Genomic DNA, 24,890 nt, shown 5'->3' with positions numbered 1-24,890 from the left:
CTCGCGGCGGCGCACGGGACCCGGCGAGCAGGGGTGGGGCCCCGACGAGCTTCGCTCGGCGGGGCGGGGGCGCAGCCCCCGTTCGAACATCCCTAAACGACAGCGTGATTCGCGTCACCGAAGGTGAGCGCGAATCACGCACTGTCGTTTAGGCAGTCTCTGCCGCGCCGACGCGCTGCAGCGCCCACTCGAGCTGCTCGCGCGAGAAGGGCTTCTCGAGGAACGCCTCCGCCGCGGGTCGCGTCTTCGTGGCGCGCTCGCCGCTCATGGCGATGATCGGCACGCGCGCGAAGCGCGGGGTGCGGCGAATGCGGGCGACGAGGTCGTGCCCGGTCATGCGGGGCGTGTAGAGGTCGGCCAGGATCGCGACGGGCCTGGGTCCGCGGGAGAGCATCTCCCAGGCCTCGGCGCCGTCTCGCGCCACGGCCACCGAGAAGCCCGCTCGCTCGAGCAGCGCCCGGATGGCTTCACGCATGCCCGAGTCGTCCTCGACGAGCAGGATCCGACGGATGATCGTGGCTTCCACGCCGGAAACGTAGGGAGCCCGCACACCTGCGGCGAGGCCACGCACCGACGGGGACGGCCGCGCCGGCGCGGAGCGCGAGGCCGCCCGGCGCGAGCGCGCGCGGCGTGCTCCCTCAAGGCTCCGCGCGCGGGGCGCGCCGGGCGCGGACGCGCCAGGTGAGGGCGAGGGAGGCCGCGATCGCGATCGCCACGGCGGCGGGCCAGGCGCTGGCCAGCGCGCCACCGCCGCCGACGCGCTCGTAGCCCGCGCCGAGCGCCCAGCCGATCCAGAAGTAGAGCGTCGCCCACACGAGCCCCGCGACGAGCGTGCCGAGCGCGAACGTCGATTGCCTGAGCCGCAGCGCTCCGGCGACCACCGTCATCACGATGCGGAGCCCGGGAACGAGGCGGCCGAGCACGACCGCCGGGGCTCCGCGCCGGGTGAGCCACGCCTCGAGCCGCGCCTCGCGCTCCTCGGTGTAGCCGAGGCGCCGCGCGAGGCGGACCAGGAGCGGGCGGCCCGCGTGGCGCGACACGAGATAGAGGAGGGCCGCGCCAAGGACGGTCGCCGTCGTGACGACCGCGGCGGTGGGCGCGAACGCGGCGCGCCCGCCGTGCGCGAGGAACCCCATCGCGGCGATGAACAGATCTCCCGGCAGCGGCAGCGGGACCCCGGCCTCCTCCACGAAGATCACCGCGAACAGGCCGGTGTACTGCCATCGGGCGAGGAAGTCGGCAGGGCTCTCCACGGGAGGACTCATGCCATGGAACCGCTCGCCAAGGAACTCGCTTCCCGCCGCGGGTCGGATCCTCTCGCGGCGGCGCGGGGCGTCTATCGTCCACTGTCCGTATGGCCCCCCGGACGCGGTGCCGAACGGCCCGGGGCTTGGCGCCGCCGCCCCGGCTGCGCACTCGTGCAGGATGGCCGGCGCATCGCAGGGATGGCACGAGCGGGAGGAGCTCCTGTCCGCTCGCACGAAGGACCTTCACCGGGCGCTCGTCTCGCTCCAGGAGGAGCTCGAGGCGATCGACTGGTACCAGCAGCGGGTCGACGCGATCGAGGACCCGGAGCTCCGCGAGATCCTCGCGCACAACCGCGACGAGGAGAAGGAGCACGCCTCGATGATCCTCGAGTGGATCCGCCGCCACGACCTCGCGTTCGCCCGGATGCTGAAGGAGCACACCGGCCACGCCGGACCGATCGTGACCGAGGAGGACGCGGCGAAGACCTCCGCCGAGGCGGGCGGCGAGGCGCCGCGCGAGAAGGGGAAGCGATGACCAGCTGGCAGGATCGAGAGAGCGCCCCGTTCGAGCAGGAGGTCTGGGATCGCATCGACGCCGTGGCGCGGGGTGCCGCGGACGAGGTGCGGGCCGGCCGGCGGCTCCTCGAGGTGGTGGGGCCGATCGGGTTCGGCGCGCGCGCCGGCGTCGCGGAGGACCTGCCCCTCGGTGAGGAGCCGGAGGGCGCCCACGTCCACGTGCCGAAGGTGCGCCCGCTCCCGGTCATCCACCGCACCTTCGCGCTGGGCGCGCGCGCGATCGAGGCGGACGTCGCCTGCGGCGAGCCGCTCGTCCTCTCCGAGGCGTCCGAGGCGGCGCGGCAGATCGCGCGCGCCGAGGATCGGATCGTCTTCGAGGGGCTGCCGCGCGCAGGCGTGCGCGGGCTCCTCGGCCACGAGGGCGCGGTCGAGCTGCCGGCGGGCGACTGGAGCGATCCCTCCCGGACCGCGGACGACCTGCTCGGCGCCCTCGCCCGGCTCGACGCGGCGGGCCGGCACGGACCGTACGCGGTGGCGGTCTCGCCGGGCCGCTTCTACCAGCTCCTGCGCCCCTACCCGGGCACCGCCCTCACGCCGTACCAGCAGCTCCAGCCCGCGTTCGCGGGGGGCATCGTGAAGGCGCCCGTGCTCGAGGACGGCGCGGTGGTCGTGATGCGGACAGCGTCCGGTCCGCGCATCATCGTCGGCCAGGAGCTCGCCGCGGCCTACGACGGACGGGAGGGAATCTTCCACCAGATCTCGCTCGTCGAGTCGGTGACCCTCATGCCCGGCGTGCCCGGCTCGGTCGCCGTCCTGCGCGGCCGCTAGCCCATGGCCCGCCGCCGCGCAGGCGAGGGCGGTCTCCCCGGCGGCGAGGAGGTGGGCAGGCTCCTCGCGACGTCGCCGTCGCGGTTCACCGCCGAGCGGGACGCGCTCGCGCGCGCCCTCGCCGAGCGCGGGGACGCCGCGGGGGCGGCCGCCCTCCGCAAGGTCCGCCGTCCGGTCGGGCTGGCCTGGGTCCTGAACCGCGTCGCCCGAGAGCGGGGGCACGAGATCGAGGCGCTGCTCGAGGCGGGCGATCGGCTCCGCGCCGGGCAGCGCCGCGCGCTCGCCGGGCAGGGGGCGGCTGCGCTGCGCGAGGCCGAGCAGGAGCTCCGGACGGCGGCGCGCGCGCTGCGCGGGCGGGCGGCCGAGGTGCTCGCCTCCGAGGGGCGCCCGGCGAGCCCGGTCGCGCTCGCGCGGGTGGAGCTGCTCCTGCGGGTCGCGGCGACGGCGCCGGGCGGGGCTCGCGAGGCCCTCCGCGCCGGGGCGCTCCAGCGAGACCCGGAGGTCGCGGCGGGAGACCTCTCCGGGCTCGGGCTGGTCGCGGGAGGGGGCGCCGAAGCCGCGGGGACGGCCTCCGGCGGCACCGCGGGGACGTCGCGCAAGGCGCGGGCGGCGGCTCCTCGCGCGTCCGCGCCGAAGGCGACGGCAGCGGGGAGCGCGTCCGGCGCCGAGGCGCAGCGTGCCGAGCGCGCGGAGCGAGCCCGCGCGGAGCGCCAGGCGCGGCTGCGGGCGCGGGCGCTCGGCGCGGCGCGCGAGCGGCTCGAGCAGGCGGAGGGCAGGGCCCGCGAAGCGCGTCGCGCCGCCGAGGTGGCCCTGCGGCGGGCGGACGAGGCGCGCGCGCGGGCGGAGGCCGCGGAGGCCGGCGCGGCGGCCCGGCGCGCGGAGCTCGAGGCGCTCGAGCGGGAATGACGTACCGTGATGTCGGTATCGCGCTCTCACGCTGAGTGTGCTCTCATCGGGGGCCTTCGGATCCGGAGGTCCCGATGGGACGTGTGCGAGACGCGCTCATGGACGTGCTCGGCGACGTGAAGGTGTTCCGCTTCCCGATGTGGATCGTCTACGACCCCGGCTCCTACAAGGTGAAGGGCCGCGACGCGCGCGCGGTGATCGACCGCGTCCGTCCCGGCGACGTGCTCGTCCGCGGCTACGACGCGTACCTCGACGGGAAGCTCATCCCCGGCCTGTTCAGCCACGTGGGGCTGTACCTCGGCCGCACCACCCCCGCCGACCGCGACCTCGCTCCGGCGGGAGCCCGCGAGCGGCTGGCCCTCGGCGAGCAGATCGTCATCCACGCCATCGCGGAGGGCGTCCTCACCGAGGACGTGCTCGACTTCTGCCGCTGCGACCGGCTCGTCGTGCTGCGCTTCCCGGCCCGGCTCCGGCAGCGGGCCGAGGCGCCTGCGGACGATCCCCGCGCCCTCGGTGAGGAGGAGCGGCTCGTGCGCGACCGGCTCGTCGGGGGCGGCGAGGTCCCGTTCGAGGAGGCGTGGCCGGTGGTGCGCCAGGTGGCGCTCGCCCAGCTCGGGCGGCCCTACGACTTCGACCTCGACTTCACCGACCTCGAGCGGCTCTCCTGCACCGAGCTCGTCCACCGCGCGACGCGCTCGCTCGCGCCGTTCCTCGGCGTGCAGCCCGAGCTCCACCGCATCCTGGGCCTCTCCGGCGTGGGCATCCTGCCCGACGCGTTCGTGCGCGCGCCGCTCGAGCTCGTCTACGCGAGCCCGTCGGTGCCGGCCGAGCGGCTCGCTGCGCTCAGGCCCGCACCGCCCCCGGAGACCCCCGAGCAGTCGGTCGCGGCGGCGTGATCAGTTCCCCCGCGCGCAGCGCGCGAGCGCGGCCGCCTTGGCGCGAGCATCGGACGACCACGCGAGGGTGCGGAAGGCGTCGGTCGAGAGCGCGAACCACGCGAGCGTGAGATCCGCGCCCTCCTCGGTCTGCTCCAGGCCGGCGAGGAAGCCCTTCGGGTCCGAGACCTCGATCCCCGACTGCTTCCAGATCTCGGCGAGGTAGGCCGCGCGCTCGGCGCTGCAGTCGGGGTGCGCGCTTCTCCGCGGGGCCGTCGTCTCTTCCCCCGCTCCCGTCCCGTTGCCGGCCACCGCGCCCGGCCCGCGCGCGCCGCTGCGCGCCGTCGCCTGCTCGGGGCTCGCCGCCGGGGGGGCCTCGGCGCGCGCGAGCGCCGCCGCCGGGACGACGGTGAACGACCCGATCTCGTCGTCCTCGGGTCCGGCCTCCTCCACCCGCAGATAACCCTCGGGGAGCTCGATCGTCTCGCCCGGAGCGTAGCGCTTCCCCAGCACCTCCACCTGCGCGTCCCCTGCGTCGATGGTCCCCTCGGCCCGGGGCGGCTCCGGACGGGAGACGACGGGGATCGCGGCGAGCGCGGCGACGACGAGGAGCGTGCGCGACATGGCGGAAGAGCCCTCCGGCACGACAACGTTCGCGCGGGCTCGAGGGTACGCAAGGCTCCGGGTGCGCGCCTGTGGGGGAGGCGGGCACGCTTCATGGGGCCCTCGCCGCCGGGACGTACGGGAGCGGTGCTCCCGCGCGGGCGGGGGCGCCTGCCGGGTCGGGAGGACAGCGAGGAATTCACCATGCGTTGACGGACTCAACGTCGCCCCCCACGCGCGCGGATTCAGGGCGGTTCCAGGCAGCCGAGCGTGGGGGCCCGCTGAGAACCTCCACGCGGCGGGTTGCCGCGGGAGCGCGGACCCGAACGAAAACGAGGGCTCACCGGCCCGGGAGCGCTGGCCCGTCGCTTGCGAAGCTGGAGGGTGTCCCGCCGGGACTTCGACCGCGAAGAAAGGGAGCGCAACCATGACGACGTTCGTCTCCATCCTCGAGGCGCTGGGAACGTTCCTCCTCGGTGCTGCGGGGCGCTCGGCGCTGTTCCTCGCGGGGCTCCTCGCGCTCGCGCTGCCCGCCCTCGCGCTCGCCCTCGCCTGGCGCGCGCGTGAGCGCCGCCGCGAAGCCGCCATGGCGGACGCGGGCGACCTCGCCTACCGCCGGGACGCGTACTACGCGCCCAACCACACCTGGCTCGCGCCCGCCGCGAGCGGGCTGCGCGTGGGCCTCGACGACTTCGCGCAGCGGCTCCTCCCCTCGGCGAGCGCGGTCGAGCTGCCTCGCCGCGGCATGCAGGTGCGCCGCGGCGATCCCGTGGCGGTGGTCCGGGCGGGCGGCCGCATCGTCCGGATCACCGCGCCGGTGGACGGGCGCGTCGTGGCCGTGAACGGGACCTTGCGCGGCGATCCCGGCCTCGTGAAGCGCGAGCCCTACGGGCGCGGCTGGCTCTTCGCCCTCGCGCCCTCGGACGGCGTCTACATGACGTTCCCGCAGGATCGCGAGGGCGGCGGCTGGCTGCGCCGGGAGCGCGAGCGGCTCGACCGCTATGTCGAGGAGGAGCTCGGCCTCGCGGCGGCGGACGGCGGCGCGCTCCCTCCCCCCGCGCCCTCCACCCTCGGCGAGGACGGCTGGCAGCGGGTCCTCGCGCTGTTCCTCCGCCCCGCGTGACGCGCGGGGGAGGAGCGGAGCGACGGCGAGCGGCGGCCCGTCCCGGCGAGACGCGGGGGCGGGCCGCCGGCGTCAGGGCGCGGCTCCGTGCGGTCAAGTGACCGCGAACCGCGATCCGTCGCTCATGGCGCCCGTCGCTTGCGTGGAGCCGTCGCGAGACGCGCGATGACGTCGCCGAGCCGGGCGCTCCGAGGAGGGAGCACCGCAGGCGTGCCTGTAAGGCACGTCGAGGAACGCAACGACGAGGCCGCCCGGCGCAGGCAGGCAGCGTGCGTCGCAGCAGGCTCCATGCGAGCGGGTGGCGCCATCAAAGGTTGTCCCAGGCGTACCGGCCGGCCTCGAGGACGTGCTTCGCGAGCTGCTTCACGGTCGCGTCCTCGTTCTCGTCGATGCCGGCGAGGTTCTGGTCGACGCGCCGCTTCGCCTGGCGGGCGAGGGCGCGGAGGATCTGGCGCTCCATCTCCGCCGACGCCTCGCCGCGATCGTCGATCTTGGTGGAGACGCGCGCGAGCACCGCCGCGAGCGCGAACAGGTCCACCATGATGTCCGCGAGGCGCCGCGTCGCGAGCTGCTCGCCGATGATCTTCTTGCCGTGCTTGCGGAGGATCCGGTCCGCGGCCCGCGCGAGCGCGGTCGCGGCCTCCTCGAAGAGCGCCGCCTCCGGGGCGAGCGACGGGTGGAGGAGCGTGAAGCGGCCCTTCTCGCGGCGCAGGCCGGTCGCGAGCTGGGCGCGCCGCTTGGCGTAGTCGGAGAGGACCCCGAAGCCCTTGATGGGATCGGCGAACACCCCGCGCATGGAGCTCGACAGGTCCTTCAGCTCCTCGGCGACGTCGTTCATGGCGGTGAGCGCGATGAACAGGCGCAGGATCTCGTTCGTGCCCTCGAAGATCCGGTTGATGCGGCTGTCGCGCAGCGCGAGCTCGTAGGGCATCTCGCGCATGTAGCCCTGGCCCGCCGCGATCTGGAGCGCCTCGTCGGCGGTCCGCCACAGCGCCTCGCTCGAGAGCACCTTCGAGATCGCCGCCTCGACCGCGTAGTCCTCGTAGCCGCGGTCCACGAGCCCGGCGACGAGGTTCACGACGCTCTCCGAGGCGTAGCAGTCGATGACCATCTGGCCGATCTTCTGCTGGATCGAGTCGTAGCTCGCGATGGGCTGCCCGAACTGCACGCGGTCGCGGGCCTGGTGCACCGCGAGCTCGATGAGCCGCTTCATGCCGCCCACCGAGCCGCCCCCGAGCCCGGTCCGCCCGGCGTTCAGGATCTTCATGGCGAGCTTGAAGCCCTGCCCGATCTCGCCGAGCACGTTCGCCGAAGGGACGCGGACGTCCTCGAGCACGACGGTGGTCGTGGACGAGGCGCGGATCCCCATCTTGTCCTCGTGGGGACCGGTCGAGACGCCCTTCATGTCGCGCGTCACGATGAAGGCGGTGATCCGGCCGCGGCCGTCGAGCGAGGTCTTCGCGAAGACCGTGAAGAAGTCGGCGATGCCGCCGTTCGTGATCCAGAGCTTCTCGCCGTTCAGGATCCAGTCGTCGCCGTCGCGCACCGCCGTCGTCTTGATGCCGGCGGCGTCCGAGCCGGCGCCCGGCTCGGTCAGGCAGAACGCGGCGACGAGCTCGCCCGTGGCGAGCCGCGGAAGGAAGCGAGCCTTCTGCTCCTCGGTCCCGAACAGGAGCAGGCCGCGCATGCCGATCGAGCTGTGCGCGCCGACGGTCACCGCCACGGAGGCGTCGTAGCGGGCGAGCTCCTGCATGATGCGCGAGTAGGCGGTGGCGCCGAGCCCCAGCCCGCCGTGCGCCTCCGGGATGACGAGGCTGAAGAGGCCCGCGTCCTTGAGCTCGCTCACGAAGTCCTTCGGCATCTCGCCGGCCCGATCCCAGGCGCGGAAGTCGCGCTCGCGCCCGCCGAGCATCGACTTGAGCGTCTGGAGCACCGCCGCCAGCGTCTCCTTCTCGCCCGTCTTCGGCTCCGGGTAGGGGAGGAGGATCTCCTCCTCGATCTCGCCCATGCAGAGCGAGCGCATGAAGCTCGCGGTCCTCTTGTCGGTCATCGGGAGGCCTCCGGGCCGGTTGATTCGAGAATCATAACGCGCCGCGCCATCCGGGTGCGAGGGCACGGCCCGGCCCGAGGGGGTACATCGGGCAGCGGCGGCGCGGCCGGTGGGGCGACTTCCCCGGCGTCCCGGTCAGCGTCCCTTCGCCGGGGCCGCGTACAGGTCGAACACCCTCGAGAGCGCCCGCCGGCAGACCGCGCAGAACGGCACGGGATCGCGCGTGAACATCACGCAGTCGAGCTCCGGCCGGTAGTAGCCGCTCGCCTCGTAGTTCGCGCCCTCGAACGCGCCCACCTTCCCGGCGGTCGGGGCGGCGGAGAGGAGCGCCGTCTCCTCCTTCTGCTGGGCGAGGAAGAGGGCGTCCATCTCCGCCTCCGCCCCGTTGCGCGCGCGGATCGCCTTGCGCTGCTCCTGGAACTCCTTCGCGCGGCGGGTGAACTCCTCCTTCGGCCACGGGGTCGGCAGCGGCACGCCCGGCGAGAGCAGCTCCTTCCACTTCGCGGCGTGCGGGTCGGCCGTGACGTTCGGCTCCCACGGCTCGGGACGCGCCTCGCTCGGCAGGTAGGCGGTCTCGGAGGTGAAGTACTCGTCGGCGAGCGCAGCGAGCGAGTGGCCGAGCTCGTGGACGAAGATGTAGCCCGCCCAGCGGTTGTCCGCGGCGACGGTGGCGTAGAGGTTGAAGATGCCGCCGCCGCCGTAGGTCTCGGCGTTCACGAGGATGGCGATCGCGTCGTAGGGCGCGAAGGACGCCACGTCGCGCAGCGAGCGGTTCTCGAAGGAGAGGACGTAGCGCTCCGAGCCGAACGCGTCGTAGGTGGCGCCGACCCGGCTGCGGCGGTGGATCCCCGTGAGCGGGCGGGAGACGCCGCGCTCCTCTGCCGGCGGGCAGATCCCCCACACGTTGAAGTCCCGGCGCCGCGACCGGTACGGCTCGTGCTCGAAGAGGATCTCCAGGAGCCGGCGCGCGTCCTTCTCGAACTTGGCGCGCTCCTTCTCCGTGTAGCCGTCCCCGACGAGGAGCAGGTCGAGCTTCGTCGCGGGGTCGCCCGCGTCCTGGAGGGCGACGACCGGGCCGGGCGACGGCGGGCGAGAGTCGTCCACGAACCGATCGTGCGGATCGACCACGAGCGACCAGACCTCGCGGAACGTCCGCTCCGCGTCGCGCTTCTTCACCACGAGCTGCACCGGCGCGGCGGGCGCCGGGAAGCGCACCGACTCGGAGAACGTCCGGTTCGCCTTGCGCGCCTCGTCGGTCAGCTCCCACTCGCCGAAGATCGAGGCGAAGCCGCGCGAGTAGAGGACCTTCTGCGTGCCGAGGTCGCGGACCTCGAAGAAGTACTTGCCGAGGTTCGTGTCGTCGACGGGACGGTCCGGCCGGCCGGGGAAGGGGAGGGGCTCGAGCACCACGCGATCGAGGCTGAAGCGCTCGTCGGTGGCGGTGCCGGTGTGGAAGTAGTCGACCCGGAGCGTGCGCGGGGGCGCCGCGACGAGGCTGACGGCGGCGAGCAGGGTGGCGAGCATGGCGCGGGAGTGTAGTACGGGGCCTGCACCGCACGGGCCGGGGCGCGCGCCACGCCGGGGGCTCCCCGCCCCTTCCGCGCCGATATCGCGAGGCTCCAGGTGGGAGGGCCCCAACCGCGAGCGCCTGAACGCCTGGGCGCACCACGCCGAAGGGGTTGCATCGTGCGCTGGGCGCGGTCTACTTACCGGGCATGGCGGCGCGGAACGACGATCGGCAGGGGCGGGCTCCGCTGAGCCCGAGGGACCTGCTCGAGTTCCACCCGTGGATGCTCGCGCTGGCGGTCTTCCTCGCCTGCGCGATCGGCATCGCGCTCATGGAGCAGGTCCGCGACGCCCGCGACATGTGGGCCGCGTTCCAGCCGCAGGACGACGCGGGCCAGCACCCCTGAACGACCTTCCCCCGTCGGACGATCGGCCCAGGACCTGCTTCGCATCGCGTCGCGCGCCGCTCCCCGTGAAGCCGGTACGGTCACCCCGGTAGCTCGACGGAGCGAACGGCGCCTCCCGCTTCTCCTCCGCGCCCCCACGTCACTAGCTTGCTCCGGCGGCACCGATGGCGCTCCTCCGCATCCTGGTCGTCGACGACAACCACCTCGTCCGCAGGCTCGTGAGCCTCATGCTCGAGGACGCGGGGCACGTGTGCCTCGAGGCCGAGTCGGGAGAGGTCGCGCTCGCGCTCGCCCACGCCGATCCGCCGGACCTCCTGCTGGTGGACGACGCGATGCCCGGCATGCGCGGCGCGGAGGTCGTCACCGCGCTGCGTCGCTCGCCGGACCTCCGCCTCGCCTCCCTCCCGGTGGTGGGCATCTCCGGACGCCCGGCGGCGCGCGTCGAGCTGTTCGCGGCCGGCGCCGACGTCTTCGTGCCGAAGCCGATCGAGGAGGGTGCGCTGCTCGCCGGGATCCGGGCCGCGCTCCACGCGCCGCGCCCCGGCGGCGCCGCGCCACCCGGCCAGCCTTCGGCGTGACGGCGTGCTCCGCCCGCCGTCCTCGATGATGAGCCCGGCGCGCGGGCGGCGCCGTCACTCCTCCAGCAGCACCGGGTCGTCACGCAGCCGGCAGCCCTCGTCGTCGCCCTCCGCGCAGGCGCGCTCGAACAGCGCCCGGGCGCGCGCCTCGTCGTGGGGCACGCCCGCGCCGAAGCGGAGGAGCACGCCGAGGCGGCTGCACCCCGCGGCGAGCCCGAGCTCGCAGGCGCGGGCGTAGCGCTCCGCGGCGCGCGCGCCGTCCGCCGGCGCCGCCCGCCCCTCCTGCAGCACCTTCCCCGCCTCGAGGCACGACTCCCCGTCGCCGTCCGCGCAGCGCGCCTCGCCGGCGGGCAGCGCCATCGCCGCGCAGGCCGCGTCCGCGCCGAGGCGACAGGCCCGCCACAGGAGCTCTCCCCGTCGCTCGCCGTCGGCCTCGCGGGCGAGCGCGAGGCACCCCTCGGCGGCGCCGAGATCGCAGGCCCGCTCGGCGAGGCGGTCGGCGCGGCCGGGCGGGGCGTCCGCCGCGAGCCACGCGCACGCGCGGGCCGAGCCCATCGCGCACCCCTCCTCGCGGAAAGCGCGGGCCCCCTCCCGATCGCCCCGCGCCGCGCGCAGCTCGGCCGCGCCCGCGCACGCGTCGGCGACGCCGGCGGCGCAGGCGCGAGCGAAGAGCGCGAGCGCGCGCTCGGGATCAGGCCTGCCTGCCGTCCCCGCCTCGAGCACGCGCGCGAGCCCGTGGCACGCGAGGCGCCGGCCGGAGTCGCACGCCTCCTTCAGCGCGTCGGCGCAGCCGGGCTCGCCGCCGGGAGGCTGCGGCGCGCTCGGGAAGAGGGCGCGGTGCAGCGCGCAGGCGGAGGGCGGGAGGCCGGGGGCCTGAGCGAGCGCGAGCGCGACGAGGAGGGCGAGCACGGAGGTGGGGAGGATAGCGCGGAGCCCGGTGGAGCGGGTCGCGTCACGAGGCGCGCGATGGGGTCGCTACCGCTCGCAGGCGGCGAGCGCGCGCGCGAAGAGCCCGCTCCCGGCGGTCCCCTCGCGCCGGGCCTGCGCGCGGATGGCGGCGCAGGACGAGGCGGGGGAGCGGCGAGAGAGCACCTCGGCGGCGCCGGCGCGGACGCCGCGATCCGGATCGCGCTCGAGGAGCGGGCGCAGCGTGGCGTCGAGCTTCTCCCGGGGGACGAGCCGGCCGAGGCCGCGGATCGCGGCGCGGCGGACGGCGCGCGGCTCGTGGGTGTCGGCCGCGAGCGAGCGGTGCAGCTTCTCGGCGCGCGCGCCGCCTATGGCGGCGAGCCCCTCGAGCGCGAGGGCGCGGCGGGTGGGGAGCGCGTCGGAGGCCGCGACCTCGGCGAGCACCGGCTCGGCGTCCGGCCCGAGCGCGCGCCAGGTCTCCGGCCGGATCGGACGATCGATCGCGCCGAGGAGCTCGAGCGTCCTCGCGCGCACGGCGGGATCGCACGGGCGGGCCCCGGCCTCCGGCGCGCTCGCGCCGGGGGGCGTGCACGCGGGCGCGCGGGCGGCACCGGTGGAGGAGACGAGGGCGAGCGCGAGGGCGGCGAGGGCAGCGGTCATGGAGGCTCCGTCAGCGGACCGCAGGGTTGAGGCGCATGACCTCGGACTGCTGCGGCGTGACCGACCCGTTCGAGCGGGTGTCGTCGAGCAGCCAGAACATGAGGTTCGAGGCGCCGGCGCAGGTGGTGCCTGCGCCGGAGCAGTCGGCGCCGGTCACGTCGAAGGGCGTCTGCGAGGGGTCGGTGAGCTTGTCCTCGCAGGTCGCCCGATCGGCGACCGGCGCGCAGGTCGCGCAGGCGCAGGTGGGCGTGTCGGAGAGCGGGTCGAACATCGTGCCGGACCGCTCGGTCGTGTGGTACAGGCCGAGCCAGTGGGACGCCTCGTGCGCCACGATGAAGGCCATGCGGTCCGTGCCGCAATGCGCGATGTCGACCGTCCCGCCGCAGCTCCCCATGCCCAGGTCCGCGAGCGTCACCACCGCCCCCCCGTTCACGGTGCCGGGGACGCCGGACGGGCCGGGGATCGAGCCGTCGATGCCGACGATCGCGAACGGGTCGTTCGGGTCGTTCGCGGTGACGGTGAGCTCGTCCACGAGGAAGAGGTGGATCGACGGGCGCTGCGCCTCGGCGAGCGTGAAGAGCTGCGAGAGCGGATCGCACGGGCCGGTGGAGTCGATGTTCACGTTCGCGTACCTCGACTGCGCCCACGCCGGCAGGTCGTGGAGCACCACGCTGCCGAGGCAGAGGCCCGCGTGTCCGAGCACCGCCGCCACGCTCTGGAACAGGCGCGCGAGCTGCGGATCGTGCGCGAGCCCCGCCGCGGTCGCGCTCGCCGACGCGACGTAGACGTCGACGTCGAGCGTGCCGGTGGAGGTGATGGGGCCCGCGCGCGTGAGGACCTGCACGTCGTAACGGCTCGAGCTGCTCCCCCCGGTGCACCCCGACATCGCGGCGCACTCGTAGGCGTAGTCGTTGACCGTGAGCGTCCAGGTGCCGGGCGGCAGCCCGCCCGCGCTGCGCGCGGCGTCCAGGCCGGGGGAGGTGTTGGGGAGCGTGAGCGCGCCGGAGACGGGCGTGAACCCGCCGTAGTAGCCGAGGAGGCCGGTGTAGTCGGGATAGCCGTTCGCGTCCTGGGGGATCTTGGCGAGCTCGTCGTAGAAGACCCGGGAGTCGGGTGCGGTGACGCCGGTGGGGACCACCGAGTTCGGGATCCCGAACGCGCACTGTCCGCTCACGCACTGCACCCCGACCCCGCAGTCCGCCGTCACGCCGCACGCCTGCCCGGTCTCGAGGTAGACGAAGTCGGGCGCCGAGCCGGCGACCTCCTGGGAGACCACCGTCACGCTCCAGGTCCCCGGCGGCACCTGGAACTGCGCCTGGGCGCCGACCGGGAGCTCCCCGAGCGATTGGGCCCCCGGGTACACCGGCGCGCGGATGGGGGTCTGGCAGGCGGTGCCGGGATCGGGCGCCGTCATGGGATCGCCGAGGACGGCCGTGGGGTGGGAAGGCGGCGAGCAGGCCGCGGAGACGGGCGCCGCCGCCGCACACTTTCCGGCGATGCAGACGAGGACGCCGCCGCAGTCGATCGCGGCCTTGCACGTCTTTTCGGTCCCGCTGCTCTTCGACCCGCCGCCACAGGCAAGCGCGCAGGCGAAGGCGAGGACCGCGGCGGGGGCGAGTCGTCTGCGCACCGTCCGACATCCTAAGCTCCACCGCGGGGCCCGGCGACCCGCGAGGACGGGGCGCCTCAACGCGGGAGCTCCCCGTGGAACGCGCGGTCGAGCAGATCCGCGAGCACGCGGGCGGTGAGCCCCCACACGACGCGCGCCGGATCGGCGTGGAACGACCACACCCGCCACTGGCCGGTCGCTGCGTCCACCTCCTCGAACGGCACCCGCACCGAGAGGAGCGCCGCGGCGGCCTCGGCCGGAAGCCGCGCCGGATCCCACAGCGAGGCGCGCCGGTTCCCCGGGTCGAGCAGCCGGGCGAGCGGCAGCTCGAACGGCTCGGAGACCTCGGCCTCGGCGCGCACGAAGGCGGGGGGCGGGGCGGGCACCGCCGCGACCACGGGGGTGACGACGTAGCGCGCGATGCTCGGGACGTCGTCGAGCGCGCCGAGCAGCTCCACGCCGCCGGGCGCGAGCCCGACCTCCTCGTCGGCCTCGCGCAGCGCCGCGGCGAAGGCGCTCTCGCGCGGCGCGCAGCCGCCACCGGGGAACGAGATCTCGCCCTTGTGGTGCGGGAGCGTCTCGGTGCGGCGGGTGAAGAGCAGCGTGGGGCCCTCGGGCCGCGCCAGGATCGGGACGAGCACGCCCGCGCGCCGGAAGCCGGGCACCTCGAGCGCGCGCGCCGGCCGCTCGGCGAGCGCGGCGCGAACGCGGGCGATCGCCTCCTCGAAGCTCGGAGCGGGCGCGGCCATCGCCCGTGCTCATAACCGGACGGCGCCCTCGCCGCGAGCGGGCGGGCGGGCGGTCAAGCCGCGCGGGTTGACAACCCGGTGGCCGAATGGGGACAACCGGAACGTGCGCAGCGACATGATCAAGAAGGGGTTCGAGCGGGCCCCCCACCGCAGCCTGCTCCGCGCGACCGGCCTCACCGACGCCGACTTCGACAAGCCGTTCGTCGGGATCGCGAACAGCCACGTGGACATCATCCCGGGCCACTTCTTCCTCCAGGAGTACGGCCGGATCGCGAAGGACGAGATCCGCAAGGCGGGCGGCGTCCCCTTCGAGTTCAACACCATCGGCGTGGACGACGGGATCGCCATGGGGCACGCGGGCATGCTCTACAGCCTGCCTTCGCGCGAGCTCATCGCCGACTCGATCGAGACGATGATGAACGCGCACTGCCTCGACGCGCTCGTCTGCATCCCGAACTGCGACAAGATCGTCCCCGGCATGGTGATGGGCGCGCTCCGGGTGGACGTGCCGACGGTGTTCGTCTCCGGCGGGCCGATGAAGGCGGGCCACAAGGCGGACGGCACGCCCATCGACCTCACCACGATGTTCGAGGCGGTCGGCAAGCGCGCCCGCGGGGAGATGGGCGACGCCGAGCTGCACGACATCGAGTGCCGCGCCTGCCCCTCCGGCGGCTCGTGCTCCGGGATGTTCACCGCGAACTCGATGAACGTCCTTTGCGAGGCGATGGGCATCGCGCTCCCCGGCAACGGGACCATCCTGGCGCTCACCCCGGAGCGCGAGGCGCTCCTGCGCCGCGCGGCGCGCCGGGCGGTGGAGATCGCCGGCGACGAGCGCTTCCGGCTGCGGCGCATCGTCACGAAGGACGCCATCCACAACGCGATGGTGGTCGACATGGCGATGGGCGGCTCGTCGAACACCGTGCTGCACATGCTCGCCATCGCGCGCGAGGCGGGCGTCGCCCTCGACCTGAAGGACATCGAAGCGATCGCGGGGAAGGTCGCGCACATCGCGAAGATCGCGCCGTCGCTGTCCACCGTGCACATGGAAGACATCCACCGCGCGGGCGGCGTCCCGACGGTGCTGCACGAGGTGGCGCGGCGCGGGGGGCTCGTCCGCGAGGACGCGCTCACCGTGAGCGGCGAGACGGTCGGCGAGCGCATCCGCGAGGCGGAGATCAAGGATCGCACCGTGATCCATCCGCTCGAGGAGGCCTACTCGCCCGTGGGCGGCCTCGCGGTGCTGTTCGGCAACCTCGCGCCGGAGGGCGCGGTGGTGAAGACCGCCGGCATCGAGCCCTCGATGCGGAGGTTCACCGGCCGCGCGATCTGCTTCGACTCGCAGGACGAGGCGACCGCCGGGATCATGGCCGGCAAGGTGAAGCCCGGGCACTTCGTGGTCATCCGCTACGAGGGGCCGAGGGGCGGGCCGGGCATGCAGGAGATGCTCTCGCCCACGGCGCTCATCCAGGGCATGGGCCTCGGCGAGCAGGTCGCGCTCGTCACGGACGGCCGCTTCTCCGGCGCGACGCGCGGCGCCTGCGTCGGGCACGTGTCGCCGGAGGCCGCCGAGGGCGGGCCCCTCGGCCTCGTGCAGGACGGCGATCCCATCACCATCGACGTGGCGGCGCGCGCGCTCACCGTGGACGTCCCCGACACGGAGCTCGCCCGGCGGCGCGAGGGCTTCCGCCCGAAGCGCAAGGAGGTCCGCTCCTCCTGGCTCAGGCGCTACGCGCTGCTCGTGTCGAACGCGTCCGCGGGCGCGGTCATGAAGACGGAGCTGTAGGGCATGTTCGAACGGGGGCTGCGCCCCCGCCCCGCCGACGGCTGGCCGCCGTCGTCGGGGACCCACCCCTGCTCGCCGGGTCCCGTGCGCCGCCGCGAGCGGCTTCGCCGCTTCCGCGGCGTCGCCCCGGCGGGCTCGCTTCGCTCGCCTGTTTCGCGAATCATTGATCGGCCGCTCACCCCCTGCGCTCCCAGACGGCCGCGAAGAACCCGTCCGTCCCGTGCCGGTGCGGCCAGGTCCGCACGAACCGCTCTCCCGTGATCACCGCCGGGTCCGCGGCGGGCGCCACGCGCACGTACTCCGGGTGCCCCGCCTCGAAGGCGAGCGCCACCTCCTCGTCCTCCTGCCGCCGGAACGTGCAGGTCGCGTAGACGAGCCGGCCGCCGGGCCGGACGTGGCGCGCGGCGCGCGCGAGGATCCCGAGCTGCAGCGCGGGGAGCGCCGCGAAGCCCGCCGGATCGATCCGCCAGCGCTGGTCCGGCCCACGGCGCAGCGCGCCCAGCTCGGAGCAGGGCGCGTCCACCAGCACGCGATCCGCGCGGAGCGCCTCCGGCGCCGCGGCGCCCTGGATCACCACGGAGGGTCCAGCGCCCGCGCGCGCCGCCCGCACGCGCAGCCGCTCGAGCCGCGCGGCGTCGGGATCGACGGCGAACACGCGCCCCGCCGCGCCGACGTCCGACGCGAGCAGGAGCGTCTTCCCGCCCGCGCCCGCGCAGGCGTCGAGGATCGTCTCCCCCGGTCGCGCTCCGACGAGCGCGCCGAGGAGCTGGCTCCCCTCGTCCTGCACCTCGACGATCCCGGCGCGGTGGGCCTCGAGGCCGAAGACGTTGGGCCGCGCCGAGGTGACCACGAGGCAGGCGGGGGCGAGGCGCCCGGCCCGGCTCGCGACGCCTTCCGCGGCGAGCCGCGCGGCCGCCGCCTCGCGCGTGGCGCGGAGCAGGTTCACGCGCAGGCAGATCGGCCCGGGGAGGTCGAGCGCGTCGGCGAGCGCGTCCGCCTCGTCCCCGGCCGCCGCGACGAGCTCTGCCGCGAGCCAGTCGGGGAGCGAGGCGCGGTCGGCGAGGGCGGTGGGCGCCGGCCGCGGCGGGGGCAGCGCGCCCGGCGCGAGCGCCGCGAGCATCTCCGCGTCGGGGCGGAGGGCGAGGTCGCGCAGCAGCGCGCCGAGGAGCAGGCGCGGCGGCGCGTCCGGATCGCCGAGCTGGGCCCGCAGGCGGCGCCGCCACAGCGCCACGCCGAAGAGCGCCTCCGCGAACGCCCGTCGCGCCTCGCCCGGAAGCGCGCGCTCGCCGCGCAGGACGCGATCGACCACCCGCTCCGCTGCCGCGCCGCCGAGGATCTCCGCGAGCGGCGCGTCGAGCGCGGCTGCCCGTCCGGCGAGCGCGTGCCAGGGGATCTCGCGCAGCCGCTCCTCGGGTCTCGGTCGCACGGGCGCATCCTCCGCGCGAGCCGGGCCTCGGTGCAAGCCGCCCGCCGGGCGGGTGACGGCGCGCATCAGGTGAGCACGTAGAGGATGGGGACCTCGACCGACTGCTCCTCCGACGGGCGAGGAAACGGGGCCGAGGCGCGGACGTCCTCGAGGGCGCACTCGTCGAGGACCTGCCTTCCGCTCGACTTCACGACCCGAAGGTCGGCGACGCTCCCGTCCGTCCGGATCGTGAAGGCGACTCGCACGAGGCCCGTCCAGCCCATGGCCGCGGCGACGATGGGGTAGGGCCGCGTGGAGGCGCGCTCCTGGATGCGCCGAACGATCTCGCGCTGGTGCAGGACGAGCCACTCCGACGCCTCGACGCCCCCCGGCGCGATCCCGCCGCCGGCGCCTCCTCCGCCGCGCGGGAGCCGGCTGTACGGATCGCCGCCCTTGCCGGAGAAGGCGACCTCCCCGCCGGTGAGCGCCGGCAGCTCCCCCGGGTCCACCGCCTCGAGCGGCGGTGCGCTGGCGGAGACGGGCACGTTGGGAGGGACGAGGCGGCGGGGATCCGGGCGACGGGCGGGCCCGGGGGCGGGGCTCAGCGGCCCCGGAGCCCGGCGCTCGGGGGCGGGGGCCGGCGAGGGCAGCAGGAGCCGCTCGCGCAGCGCGCCCGGAGGGACGAGCAGGACGTCGAGCGGGACGGCCGGCCGCGGCGGCGGCGGCGGTGACCGGGTCGCGACCCAGACCACGAGCGCGTGCGCGACCACGGCCCCGCCGGTGAACCCGAGCCGCCGCGCCCCCACCGGCTCGCGCGAGATCACCCTGAACCCCCGATCCGCCGCCACCTTGCCTCTTCTCCACCGCGGGTCACTACGACGCGGCGTTCCGGGAGCCTAGATAGCATCGATCCGGGCGCTCGCCTCCGTCCCCCGCTACACTGTGATGGGGTAGCGGTGCCCTCCTCGAGCTGCCGGCCGGCGCGGGCTCGCGTGCCCGGCCCTTCGAGAGAGAGCGGTGCGCCGCGCGTGAAGGAAGGCATGCGATACGGATCGGGAACGGCGCGCCGGCTCGCGCTCGGCTTCGGGGCGCTGGTGCTCCTCTTCGCCGCGGCGTCTGCGGTCGCCATCGCGGGCTCGATGCGGATCCACCGCGGGCTCACCGAGATGAAGTCGCGCGAGGAGGGGGTCCGCCTCTCGCTCGAGCTCGCGAGCGCGGTGCGCGACCAGTACGCGCACCAGGCGCACACCATCATCATCGGCGACACCTCGCACCTCGGCTTCTACGCTACCTCGCGCGAGACCGTGCTCCGGCTCACGCGCGCGCTCCGTCAGGCGGCGGAGGAGCCGGAGGAGCGCGCGCTCGTGGACCGGATCGAGGCGGAGAGCGGCCGGCTCGATGGCATCTTCCGCGAGCGGATCGTGCCGGCCGTGCTCTCGGGCGAGCACGCGAGCGTGAAGCTCGAGCACGGCCGCGCCCAGCTCGTCGTGACGCGGATCCAGGACCTCACCCAGGCCCTCGTCGAGCGCTTCGAGACCAAGATCCGCGCCTTCCGCCAGGAGGCCGAGGCCGTCCAGCGCCGGACGCTCGGGTTCCTCGTCGGGCTCCTCGTCGCGGCGCCGGGGGTGGCGGTGATCGTCTCGGTGGTGATCGGCCGGTCGATCGCGACGCCGGTCGCGCAGCTCCAGGCGGGCGCGGCGCGCATCGCGGCAGGGGAGCTCGACGCGCGCATCGAGGTGCACGGGGCCCCCGAGCTCGAGGCGCTCGCGCGGCAGTGGAACGCCACCACCGCCGCCCTGCGCGAGCACCAGGACCGCCTGGTGGAGTCGGAGAAGCTGGCCGGGATCGGCCGCCTCGCCGCCGGGGTCGCCCACGAGATCAACAACCCGCTCGGCGTCATCCTCGGCTACGCGAAGCTCCTCCGGAAGAAGGCCGACCCTGCGGTGGCCGAGGACCTCGCGGTCATCGAGGAGGAGACCCTGCGCGCGAAGGAGATCGTGGACGGGCTGCTCGACCTCTCCCGGCCGCTGCCGGCCGCGGCGCAGCCGGTCGATCTGCGGGCCCTCACCGACGACGTCGTCTCCCGGCTGCGGGACGCGCGGCTGCTCGAGGGCGTGGTGGTGTCGGTCGCCGGCGGCGCCGTCGCGCCGGGCCACCCCGAGAAGCTCCGGCAGGTCCTCGTGAACCTCGTGCGGAACGCCGCCGAGGCGGCCGGTCCGGGCGGGAGGGTGGCGGTCCGCCTCGCGGCGCAGGACGGCACCGCGGAGGTGTCGGTGGAGGACTCCGGACCCGGCATCGACACCGCCGACCGCGGGAAGCTGTTCGAGCCCTTCTTCACCACGAAGCCCCGCGGGACCGGCCTCGGGCTCGCCGTGTCGCGCGCCATCGCGCGGGCGCACGGCGGAGATCTGGCGGCCGACGCGGGCGACGGCGGGGGCGCGCGCTTCGCGCTCAGGCTCCCGGCCCGCGCGGGCCGGGCGGAGGCGTAGATGGAGCCGGTGCGGATCCTCGTCGCGGACGACAAGGAGAACATGCGCAAGCTGCTCGCGAAGATCCTCGCGGACGGCTTCGAGGTCGAGACCGCGCAGGACGGCGCGAGCGCGCTCGCGCTCGTGGCGACCCGCGCCTACGACGTCGTGATGACCGACATCCGCATGCCCGGCGCGGACGGCTTCGAGCTCCTCGCGGCGGTGAAGGCGCGCGCGCCGACCACCGAGGTGGTCATGATGACGGGCTACGCGACCGTCGCCGACGCCGTGCGCGCGATGAAGCAGGGCGCGTTCGACTACCTCGAGAAGCCGTTCGACCCGGACGCCGCGCTCGCGGTCGTGGCGCGCGCCGCCGAGCACAAGCGGCTCGTGGACGCTGCCCGCCGCACCGCCGCACCCGGCGACGAGGACGCCTTCCACAACCTCATCGGCCGCAGCGCCCGGATGCGCGAGGTGTACGCGCTGCTCGAGAAGGCCGCGCAGGTGGACGCGACCGTGCTCGTGCTCGGCGAGACCGGCACCGGCAAGGAGCTCGCCGCGCGCGCCGTCCACTACCACTCCGCGCGGCGCGAGCGCCGCTTCGTCGCGGTGAACTGCGGCGCGCTGCCGGGCGAGCTCGTGGAGAGCGAGCTGTTCGGCCACGCGCGCGGCGCGTTCACCGGCGCCGCCGCCGCGAAGCGGGGCCTGTTCGAGGAGGCGGAGGGCGGCACGCTCTTCCTCGACGAGGTCGGCGAGCTGCCCCTGCCCGCGCAGGTGAAGCTCAACCGCGCCCTCCAGGAGAAGGAGATCCGGCGGGTGGGCGAGAGCACGCCGGTGAAGGTCGACGTCCGCATCATCGCCGCGACCCACCGGGACCTCCGCGACGAGGTTCGGGCCGGCCGGTTCAGGGAGGACCTCTTCTACCGGCTCAACGTGATCGCGGTGACGCTCCCGCCCCTGCGCGAGCGCGCCGAGGACACGCCGCTCCTCGCCGCGCACTTCCTCGAGAAGCACGCGCGCGCGCTGCGCCGGAACATCACCGCCATCGAGCCGGAGGCCCTCGTGCGGCTCGCGAGCCACGAATGGCCGGGCAACGTGCGCGAGCTCGAGAACACCATCGAGCGCGCCGTGGCGGTGGCGGGCGGGGACCGCATCACGCTCGCGGACCTCCCTCCCGAGATCGCCTCCACGCCCGCCGTGGCGACGCCCGCGGGGGCGCTCGCCGCCCTGCCCTACCGGGACGCGGTCGCGGGCGCGCGGGAGCGGGTCACGCGCGAGTACCTGGTCGCGCTCCTGAGGGAGTTCGAGGGGAACGTCACGCGCGCGGCGGAGCGGGCGGGGCTCGAGCGGGAGAGCCTCCACCGCCTGCTCCGCAAGCACGGGCTCCGCTCCGAGGACTTCAAGGCGCCGTGAGCCCCGGTCGAGCGCCCCTTCGCGCTCGGCGCTCTCCGGGGGAGCGAGCGGGCGCCATCCCGCGGCGCGACAGAAATCGGGGCGCCCGGAGAATTCGTGCCCGGGCCGCGCCGTTTGTATTCACGAGTGCGAGACCCAGCCACCGCAGCAGCGCTCCCCCGTGCGCGAGACCCCCGGCCCTTCCCGCGTCCCGACGGACTCGACGTCGTCCGGGCCGGGCGCTTCGGCGTGCAGTACGAGCCCATCGTCGAGGTCGCCACGGGCCGGCTCCACGCCTACGAGGCCCTCGCGCGCTTCCACCGGCGCGACGGCGTGGCGGTCCCGCCCGCGGTGGTCTTCGAGCGGCTGCGGGCCGCGCCGGAGCTGCTCGTCCGCACCGAGCTCGCCCTGAAGCGCCTGCAGGTGAAGGAGGCGCCGGGGCCGCGCGTGTTCCTGAACGTCAGCCCGGAGATCTGGTCCCTCGCCGCCGCGAGCTTCCAGGAGGTGTTCGCCTCCTCGCGCGTGGCGGTGGTGGTCGAGGCCGTGGAGTGCGTGCACGCGAACGCCGTCGGGCGCGGCGCGACGATGCTCCGCGATCTCGCGGAGGCGGGCATCCCGGCGGCGCTCGACGACCTCGGCGGCGCGAACGTGTTCGTGAGCGTGGAGGAGCTCCACCTCGCCCGCGTCCTCAAGCTCGACCGCTCCGTGCTCCGCAGCGTGGGCGACCCGTCGCGGCGCGCGATGCTCGACTCGCTCCTCGCGTTCGCCGGACGGACCGGGAAGCGCGTCGTCGCGGAGGGGGTCGAGACCGCGGCGGACTTCGCCCTCGTGCGCGGGCTCGGCATCGGCTTCGCGCAGGGGGACCTGTTCCGCGAAGGCTACCGGCGGGTGCTCCCGCGTCACCAGCACTGATGGGCGGCGTGGGCCGCCTCGGGGGCCTCGACAGCGCGGGCCGGGCGCGGCAGAACCCGCTCAGGTGACCGTCCTCCTCTACGTGCTCGGCGCGGCGGCGATCGTCGCGGGCATCGCCGGCCTGGTCCTCCCGATCCTGCCCGGCTCGCTGCTCCTCGTCGCGGGCGTCGTGCTCGTCGCGTGGGCGGAGGACTTCACCCGCGTCGGCTGGGGCACGGTCGCCTTCGCGGCCGTGGTCGGCGCGCTCATGTGGCTCGTGGACCTCGCCGCGGCCGCGCTCGGGGCGAGGGCGTTCGGCGCGTCGCGGCGATCGATCCTCGGCGCGAGCGTGGGGCTCCTCGTGGGCCTGTTCCTCGGTCCCGCCGGCGTCGTCCTCGGCCCCATCGTCGGTGCCGTGCTGTTCGAGCTCACCCGCAACCCCGACCTGCGCGCGGCGGGGCGCGCCGGGGCGGGCGCGTTCGTCGGCTTCGTGCTCGGCAATGCGGTGAAGGTCGCGCTCGCCTTCGTGCTGGTCGGCGTCCTCGTGCTCGCGCTCGTGGTTTGAGGGTGCGAGGGGAGCGCGCCGGGAAGGAGCCCGACGGCCGCGAGCGAATCGAGCCGAAGCGGGTCGTCCGCCCCCGCTGGATCACTCCACGTCGACGCGCGAGAGCGTGCCCCGCGCGGACTCCTCGCGCGGGGAGGCGCAGGCCTCGAACGAGTGAGGCGACTCGCGTCCCTCCGCGTCGATCGCGGAGACCCGGTAGCAGCGCCGCTCGGCGGACCGGGCCGTCGCGCTGAACACCGTCTTGCCCGTGGAGCCGATCCGGCCGCCCTTGTCCCAGTACACCGCGTAGACGACGCCGCTGTCGGACGAGGGCTCCCAGAACAGCGCGATCGAGCTGGCCGACTCCGGCTCGGCACGCAGCGCCGCGGGGGCCCCCGGGACGCCCGGCGCGGCGGTCGTCGCGCAGGCGGGCCCGCGCGGCGGGGAGCGGTTGCCGGCGGCGTCGAGCGCCACGACGGCGTAGCAGGCCTCGCTCGACGGCGAGAGGCCCGCGTCGACGTGGTGCCTGAGGCGCGCGTCCACCCGCGCGACGACGGTGCCGCCGCGCTGGATCTCGTAGCTCGTGACCGCCACGTCGTCCGCCGCGGCGCCCCAGACGAGCGCCATCCGCGTGGGCGAGTTCGGCAGCACGGCGATGCGGCTCGGAGCCGACGGGGGCGTGAGATCCGGGGTGGTCGCGCAGGCGCGCTTCGAGGGGGCGGAGACGTTGCCGGAGGCGTCGTGCGCGCGGACGACGTAGCAGTACTCGCGCGCCGGCCGGAGGCCCGCCTCGCTCGCGCTCGTGGCCTCCGTCGCGGCGACGACCTTGTCGTCGCGGAGGACCTCGTAGCCCTGCACGCCGAGCTCGTCCGTGGACGCGGTCCAGCGGAGCTCGACGCGCGTGTCCGACTTGGCGGTCGCGACGACGCCGGATGGCACGCTCGGGGCGGTGAGATCCGGGGGCGTCGCGCAGGCGGGCCCGCCCTCCGCGGAGCGGTTCCCGGCGGCGTCGAGCGCACGCACCGTGTAGCAGTAGCGCTGCGTCGGGCGCAGTCCCTTCTCGAGGGCGGCGAGGTCACTCGCCGTCGCGACCACGCTTCCGTCGCGCAGGAGCTCGTAGGCGGTGACGCCCACGTCGTCGGCCGATGGCGCCCAGTGCACGCGGACCGCGCGCTCTCCCTGCGCGTCGGCGACGACCGGGTCCGGCCGCGTGGGCGGCGTGAGGTCGGGGGTGGTCGCGCAGGCGGGCCCGGCGGCGGGCGAGACGTTCCCCGCGGCGTCGTGCGCACGCACCGTGTAGCAGTAGGTCTGGGCGGGCGCGAGGCCGGACTCGGTCACCGCCGTCCCCGGCACCCTCGCGACGATCGCCTCGGCGCGCAGCACCTCGTACCCCGCGACGCCGACGTCGTCGCTCGCGGCGTCCCAGCTCACGACGACCTGCCGCTCTCCGCGCGCCTCGGCCCTGAGCGCGGTCGGCGCGGTCGGGGGGCTCTGGTCCGGAGTCTCCGCGCAGGCGGGCCGGGTCGGGCCGGAGCGGTGCCCCGCGGCGTCCAGGGCCACGACCGTGTAGCAGTGGCGGATGCGCGGCCTGAGGCCGTCGTCGGTGAAGCCCGCGTGCGCGACGATGCCCGCGGCGCTTCCGTCGCGGAAGACCTGGTATCCCGTCACGTCCCCGGCCTGCTCCGCCGGCTCCCACGCGAGCACGATGCGCGAGGGCGAGAGCGCCGCCGCCGTGAGCAGGCGCGGCGGGGCAGGTCTCGGCGCGGCCGGAGCAGCCGGGGCGGCGGCGGGCGCGGGCGCGCTTCCACCGTCCGCCTGCGCCTCCGTGCTCGGCTCCACGGCAG

At 75.4% G+C, this 24,890-nt stretch carries 24 protein-coding genes; 12 read left to right on the top strand and 12 right to left on the bottom strand.

Features of this window, described 5'->3' with window-relative positions:
- Positions 1-148 precede the first annotated feature (148 nt).
- The gene (locus MLV88_RS07835; RefSeq protein ID WP_242341338.1) at positions 149-526 is read right to left on the bottom strand and encodes a response regulator; all 378 of its coding nucleotides are present in this window, start codon (positions 524-526) and stop codon (positions 149-151) included.
- Positions 527-638: 112 nt separating this feature from the next.
- The gene (locus MLV88_RS07830) at positions 639-1,265 is read right to left on the bottom strand and encodes a DedA family protein (RefSeq protein ID WP_242356426.1); all 627 of its coding nucleotides are present in this window, start codon (positions 1,263-1,265) and stop codon (positions 639-641) included.
- Between the two features lie 160 nt (positions 1,266-1,425).
- On the opposite strand from MLV88_RS07830, the gene MLV88_RS07825 reads away from it, so the two are divergent.
- From MLV88_RS07825 to MLV88_RS07810, 4 genes are all read left to right on the top strand, one after another.
- Positions 1,426-1,782, top strand: a complete 357-nt coding sequence (locus MLV88_RS07825) for a ferritin family protein (protein ID WP_242341340.1) — start codon at positions 1,426-1,428, stop codon at positions 1,780-1,782.
- Positions 1,779-2,591 (top strand): family 1 encapsulin nanocompartment shell protein, encoded by an 813-nt coding sequence (locus MLV88_RS07820; protein WP_242341341.1) that lies wholly within the window; start codon positions 1,779-1,781, stop codon positions 2,589-2,591. The genes MLV88_RS07825 and MLV88_RS07820 overlap by 4 nt, the downstream gene beginning before the upstream one ends.
- 3 nt (positions 2,592-2,594) lie before the next feature.
- Positions 2,595-3,497, top strand: a complete 903-nt coding sequence (locus tag MLV88_RS07815) for a hypothetical protein (protein WP_243337232.1) — start codon at positions 2,595-2,597, stop codon at positions 3,495-3,497.
- 74 nt (positions 3,498-3,571) lie between these two features.
- Positions 3,572-4,393 (top strand): C40 family peptidase, encoded by an 822-nt coding sequence (locus MLV88_RS07810; RefSeq protein ID WP_242355031.1) that lies wholly within the window; start codon positions 3,572-3,574, stop codon positions 4,391-4,393.
- On the opposite strand, the gene MLV88_RS07805 is transcribed toward MLV88_RS07810, so the two are convergent.
- Positions 4,394-4,996 carry a hypothetical protein gene (locus MLV88_RS07805; RefSeq protein ID WP_243337230.1) on the bottom strand — a complete coding sequence of 201 codons (603 nt, stop codon included), beginning with the start codon at positions 4,994-4,996 and terminating at the stop codon, positions 4,394-4,396. It abuts the gene before it with no gap.
- A 406-nt stretch (positions 4,997-5,402) separates the two neighbouring features.
- Here MLV88_RS07805 and MLV88_RS07800 point away from each other — a divergent pair, with 406 nt between their 5' ends.
- The gene (locus tag MLV88_RS07800; protein WP_243337228.1) at positions 5,403-6,098 is read left to right on the top strand and encodes a glycine cleavage system protein H; all 696 of its coding nucleotides are present in this window, start codon (positions 5,403-5,405) and stop codon (positions 6,096-6,098) included.
- A gap of 307 nt (positions 6,099-6,405) precedes the next feature.
- Here the strand turns inward: MLV88_RS07800 and MLV88_RS07795 are convergent, their stop codons facing one another.
- On the bottom strand, positions 6,406-8,148 hold the full coding sequence (locus tag MLV88_RS07795) for an acyl-CoA dehydrogenase family protein (RefSeq protein ID WP_242337286.1): 1,743 nt from the start codon (positions 8,146-8,148) through the stop codon (positions 6,406-6,408).
- A 135-nt stretch (positions 8,149-8,283) separates the two neighbouring features.
- Complete coding sequence (locus MLV88_RS07790) at positions 8,284-9,672, bottom strand: IgA Peptidase M64 (protein ID WP_242337284.1); 1,389 nt, start codon at positions 9,670-9,672, stop codon at positions 8,284-8,286.
- A gap of 191 nt (positions 9,673-9,863) precedes the next feature.
- Here MLV88_RS07790 and MLV88_RS07785 point away from each other — a divergent pair, with 191 nt between their 5' ends.
- A complete protein-coding gene (locus MLV88_RS07785; RefSeq protein WP_242337282.1) occupies positions 9,864-10,061 on the top strand; it encodes a hypothetical protein in 198 nt (65 codons plus the stop codon).
- Positions 10,062-10,225: 164 nt separating this feature from the next.
- On the top strand, positions 10,226-10,639 hold the full coding sequence (locus MLV88_RS07780) for a response regulator (RefSeq protein WP_242337280.1): 414 nt from the start codon (positions 10,226-10,228) through the stop codon (positions 10,637-10,639).
- Between the two features lie 54 nt (positions 10,640-10,693).
- Here the strand turns inward: MLV88_RS07780 and MLV88_RS07775 are convergent, their stop codons facing one another.
- From MLV88_RS07775 to MLV88_RS07760, 4 genes are all read right to left on the bottom strand, one after another.
- Positions 10,694-11,548, bottom strand: a complete 855-nt coding sequence (locus tag MLV88_RS07775; RefSeq protein ID WP_243337225.1) for an SEL1-like repeat protein — start codon at positions 11,546-11,548, stop codon at positions 10,694-10,696.
- A gap of 66 nt (positions 11,549-11,614) precedes the next feature.
- Positions 11,615-12,205, bottom strand: coding sequence for a HEAT repeat domain-containing protein (locus MLV88_RS07770; RefSeq protein WP_242337276.1), 591 nt, complete (start codon positions 12,203-12,205; stop codon positions 11,615-11,617).
- A gap of 10 nt (positions 12,206-12,215) precedes the next feature.
- Positions 12,216-13,835, bottom strand: a complete 1,620-nt coding sequence (locus tag MLV88_RS07765) for a zinc metalloprotease (RefSeq protein WP_243337224.1) — start codon at positions 13,833-13,835, stop codon at positions 12,216-12,218.
- A 56-nt stretch (positions 13,836-13,891) separates the two neighbouring features.
- On the bottom strand, positions 13,892-14,563 hold the full coding sequence (locus MLV88_RS07760) for an NUDIX hydrolase (RefSeq protein ID WP_242337272.1): 672 nt from the start codon (positions 14,561-14,563) through the stop codon (positions 13,892-13,894).
- Between the two features lie 103 nt (positions 14,564-14,666).
- Between MLV88_RS07760 and ilvD the strand changes: the two genes are divergently transcribed.
- Complete coding sequence (ilvD, locus tag MLV88_RS07755) at positions 14,667-16,346, top strand: dihydroxy-acid dehydratase (RefSeq protein WP_308197188.1); 1,680 nt, start codon at positions 14,667-14,669, stop codon at positions 16,344-16,346.
- 175 nt (positions 16,347-16,521) lie between these two features.
- On the opposite strand, the gene MLV88_RS07750 is transcribed toward ilvD, so the two are convergent.
- Positions 16,522-17,772, bottom strand: a complete 1,251-nt coding sequence (locus MLV88_RS07750; protein WP_243337222.1) for an RsmB/NOP family class I SAM-dependent RNA methyltransferase — start codon at positions 17,770-17,772, stop codon at positions 16,522-16,524.
- Positions 17,773-17,837: 65 nt separating this feature from the next.
- Complete coding sequence (locus tag MLV88_RS24525) at positions 17,838-18,599, bottom strand: energy transducer TonB (protein ID WP_242337266.1); 762 nt, start codon at positions 18,597-18,599, stop codon at positions 17,838-17,840.
- Between the two features lie 192 nt (positions 18,600-18,791).
- Between MLV88_RS24525 and MLV88_RS07740 the strand changes: the two genes are divergently transcribed.
- From MLV88_RS07740 to MLV88_RS07725, 4 genes are all read left to right on the top strand, one after another.
- Positions 18,792-20,240 (top strand): sensor histidine kinase, encoded by a 1,449-nt coding sequence (locus tag MLV88_RS07740; RefSeq protein WP_242337264.1) that lies wholly within the window; start codon positions 18,792-18,794, stop codon positions 20,238-20,240.
- On the top strand, positions 20,241-21,632 hold the full coding sequence (locus MLV88_RS07735; protein WP_242337262.1) for a sigma-54-dependent transcriptional regulator: 1,392 nt from the start codon (positions 20,241-20,243) through the stop codon (positions 21,630-21,632).
- A 96-nt stretch (positions 21,633-21,728) separates the two neighbouring features.
- On the top strand, positions 21,729-22,523 hold the full coding sequence (locus MLV88_RS07730; protein WP_308197127.1) for an EAL domain-containing protein: 795 nt from the start codon (positions 21,729-21,731) through the stop codon (positions 22,521-22,523).
- 64 nt (positions 22,524-22,587) lie between these two features.
- The gene (locus tag MLV88_RS07725) at positions 22,588-23,067 is read left to right on the top strand and encodes a DUF456 domain-containing protein (RefSeq protein ID WP_242337258.1); all 480 of its coding nucleotides are present in this window, start codon (positions 22,588-22,590) and stop codon (positions 23,065-23,067) included.
- An 81-nt stretch (positions 23,068-23,148) separates the two neighbouring features.
- Here the strand turns inward: MLV88_RS07725 and MLV88_RS07720 are convergent, their stop codons facing one another.
- On the bottom strand, positions 23,149-24,885 hold the full coding sequence (locus MLV88_RS07720; protein ID WP_242355037.1) for a fibronectin type III domain-containing protein: 1,737 nt from the start codon (positions 24,883-24,885) through the stop codon (positions 23,149-23,151).
- Between the last annotated feature and the right edge of the window lie 5 nt (positions 24,886-24,890).

It is taken from the genome of Anaeromyxobacter soli (assembly GCF_022808855.1).
In the GTDB taxonomy this organism is placed as follows: domain Bacteria; phylum Myxococcota; class Myxococcia; order Myxococcales; family Anaeromyxobacteraceae; genus Anaeromyxobacter; species Anaeromyxobacter soli.
This window is presented reverse-complemented; position numbering and strand designations above follow the sequence as displayed.